This is a genomic window from Streptomyces sp. UH6 (assembly GCF_013421635.1).
Classification (GTDB): domain Bacteria; phylum Actinomycetota; class Actinomycetes; order Streptomycetales; family Streptomycetaceae; genus Streptomyces; species Streptomyces abyssomicinicus.
Genome location: NZ_JACADT010000706.1, coordinates 1 through 2982 on the forward strand (window position 1 = coordinate 1; position 2982 = coordinate 2982).

The window sequence follows — 2982 nt, forward strand, 5'->3', positions numbered from 1 at the left end:
ACGGGTGGGAGAGGCCGGCGCGGGTGAGGGCGGCGTCCGTCACCCCTCCCGTCCGGGACGGCCGCCCCGGTCCGCCGGGCGCAGGAAGCGGATCACGGGATGGCCGGGGCCGTGGGTGACCTCGGCGCGGACGCCGTGGACCCGCTCGATGAGGGCGGGCGTCAGGACCTCGGCGGGGGTGCCCTCGGTGACCGCGCGCCCCTCGCGCAGGACGAGCAGGCGGTCGCAGTACATCGCGGCGAGGTTCAGGTCGTGCAGGGCGATCACGGTGGTGACCGGCAGGCCGGCGACGAGGTCGAGCAGGTCGAGCTGGTGGTGGATGTCCAGGTGGTTGGTAGGTTCGTCGAGGAGGAGTTCACGGGGTTCCTGGGCGAGCGCGCGGGCGATCTGGGCACGTTGGCGTTCGCCGCCGGAGAGGGTGTGCCAGGACTGGCCGGCCCGGCCGGTCAGACCGACGCGTTCGAGCGCCTCGGCGACGGCGTCCGCGTCGGCCGCCGTGGCCGGCGTCCAGGCACGGCGGTGCGGGATGCGGCCGAGGGCGACGACCTCCCGGACGGTCAGTTCGGTCTGGGTGTGCGCGTGCTGCTCGACGGTGGCGACGCGGCGGGCGGTGACCCGGCGGCCCACCGCGGGGAGCGGGCGGCCGTCCAGGGTCACGACTCCGGAGGTGGGGGCGAGCACCCCGGCCAGCATCCGCAGCAGGGTCGACTTCCCCGAGCCGTTCGGGCCGAGCAGACCGACCGTCTCGCCGGGGCGCAGGGTGAGCGTGACGCCGTCCACGAGGACCTTGTCGCCGGCCCGCCGCACCACGCGGTCCGCGCGCAGGCCGGTCATGTCCTCCTCCGTCCGCGGTGGAGCACGGCCACGAAGGCCGGCACGCCGATCAGGGACGTCACCACACCCACCGGGACCTCCCGCGGGTCGAGGAGCGTACGGGCCGCGGTGTCCACCCACACCAGGAAGACGGCCCCGGTCAGTGCCACCGCGGGCAGCAGACGGGCGTGGCCGGAGCCGGTGAGGAGCCGGGTGGCGTGCGGGAGGACCAGGCCGACGAAGCCGATCGCGCCGACGCAGCTGACCAGGGCGGCGGTGAGCAGCGCCGTCGCCGAGAGCAGGATCAGGCGGGTGCGGGCGACCCGGATCCCGAGGCCGGCGGCGGCCTCGTCCCCGAAGGCGAAGGCGTCCAGCGTGCGGGCGTGTCCGAGGCAGACGGCCAGGACGACGGCGAGCACGGCCGCGCAGAACAGCAGTTGCCCCCAGTCGGCGCCCGTGAGGGAACCCAGCAGCCAGAACAGCACGCCCCGGGTGGTCTCGGCGTCCGCGGAGGTCATCACGACGAACGAGGTCAGCGCGGAGAACAGTTGCATGGCCGCCACCCCGGACAGCACCACCCGGTCGGTGCCGCCGCCGGAGGTGTGGCCGATCAGCAGCACCAGGGCGAAGGAGAGCAGCGCGCCGAGGAACGCGCCCGCCGACAGGGACACCACTCCGCCGCCCGCCCCGAGCACGACCACGGCGACCGCTCCGGTGGACGCGCCGGAGGACACCCCGAGCACGAAGGGATCGGCCAGCGGGTTGCGCAGCAGCGACTGCATCACCGTCCCGCACACCGCGAGGCCGGCCCCGCAGACGGCGGCGAGCAGGGTGCGCGGCATCCGCAGGTTCCAGACGATGCCGTCCCGCAGCGGCGTCACGGTGGCCCCGGCGCCGCCGAGGCCGAGATGGGCGGCGACGGAGTCCCGGACCTCCCCGGTGGAGATGTCGGCGGGCCCGAACGTCACGGCCACGGCGACCGAGGCGAGCAGCACGGCCAGTCCCGCGCCGGCCGACAGCGTGGCGCGCAGGCTCACTCGGCGAGCCCGGAAGCGCGCAGGCCGGCGGCGACCTGTTCGATCCCTTCGACGGTGCGCAGGGAGGGGTTCATCGCCTGCCCGCTCACCAGGACGTACCGCCGCTCCCGCACGGCGGTCAGGTTGCGGGTGGCGGGGTTCGTCTCCAGGAAGCGGATCTTCGCCTCGGCGGACTCGGCGGTCTGCGACTCGCGGGTCAGGTCGCCGAGGACGATGACGTCCGGGTCGCGGTCGGCGACGGTCTCCCAGTTGATCTGCGGCCACTCGTCGTGGGTGTCGTCGAAGGCGTTCCGCGCGCCGACCGCGCGGGTGATGGCGCCCGGGGCGCCGCAGCAGCCGGCCAGGTAGGGGGACTGGGAGTTGGCGAACCAGTACATCAGGGAGACGTCGGAGGCGTTCAGCCCGTCGGTCGCCTCGCGCACCCGCTCCTTCATCTGCGCGACGAGCTTCTCGCCGCGCTCCTCGACGCCGAACACCCGGGCCAGGTCTCGCACTTCGGCGTGGACCGCGTCCAGGGTGAGCGGCTCGCTCCTCGATCCGTCTCCCCCGCTGTCGTTGTCCTTGCCCGCGGAGCAGTCGGACGGTGAGACGTAGGCGGGGACGCCCAGTTGCTCGAACTGCTCGCGGGTGGCGACGCCGCCCTGGCCGAGGGTGGAGACGAACGAGGCGGTGACGAAGTCGGGTTCGGCGTCCAGGACCTTCTCGAAGGAGGGACGGTCATCGGCGAGCCGCTCCACTCCCGCCTCGGCCTCCTCCAGTCCCTTCATCACCGGGTCGGTCCAGGTGGCCGTGCCGGCCATGCGGTCGGCGAGGCCGAGGGCCAGCAGGATCTCGGTGGTGCCCTGGTTGAGGGAGACCGCCCGCCGCGGGGCGGAGGTCAGCGTGACCCGGTGGCCGCAGTTGTCGATGGTCAGCGGGTATCCGGCGGAGGCGCCGCTCGCCGGCCGCGCGCCGTCGTCGCCGGAGGGGGCGGAGGGGGCGCAGGCGGCCAGCGCCAGCGCCGACGTGAGGAGGAGGGCCGGGCCACGGAGCGGGGCCGGGGCGCGGAACAGGGCAGGGGTACGGAGCATGGGTATGCCTCGGGAGTCGGGGCTCGTACGCGGAGCCTGGCCTACGGACGTCCTCCGTGCCG

General features: G+C 74.6%; 3 protein-coding genes. All 3 read right to left on the bottom strand.

The window, feature by feature from the left end:
* Positions 1–39 precede the first annotated feature (39 nt).
* Genes HW445_RS24585 through HW445_RS24595 form a run of 3 tightly spaced genes read right to left on the bottom strand, consistent with a single transcriptional unit; the run spans position 40 to position 2920 of the window.
* Positions 40–834, bottom strand: a complete 795-nt coding sequence (locus HW445_RS24585; RefSeq protein ID WP_180223124.1) for an ABC transporter ATP-binding protein — start codon at positions 832–834, stop codon at positions 40–42.
* Positions 831–1850 (bottom strand): iron ABC transporter permease, encoded by a 1020-nt coding sequence (locus tag HW445_RS24590; protein WP_180223125.1) that lies wholly within the window; start codon positions 1848–1850, stop codon positions 831–833. Before HW445_RS24590 ends, HW445_RS24585 begins: the two co-directional genes overlap by 4 nt.
* The gene (locus HW445_RS24595) at positions 1847–2920 is read right to left on the bottom strand and encodes an ABC transporter substrate-binding protein (RefSeq protein ID WP_180223126.1); all 1074 of its coding nucleotides are present in this window, start codon (positions 2918–2920) and stop codon (positions 1847–1849) included. The genes HW445_RS24590 and HW445_RS24595 overlap by 4 nt, the downstream gene beginning before the upstream one ends.
* Positions 2921–2982 lie beyond the last annotated feature (62 nt).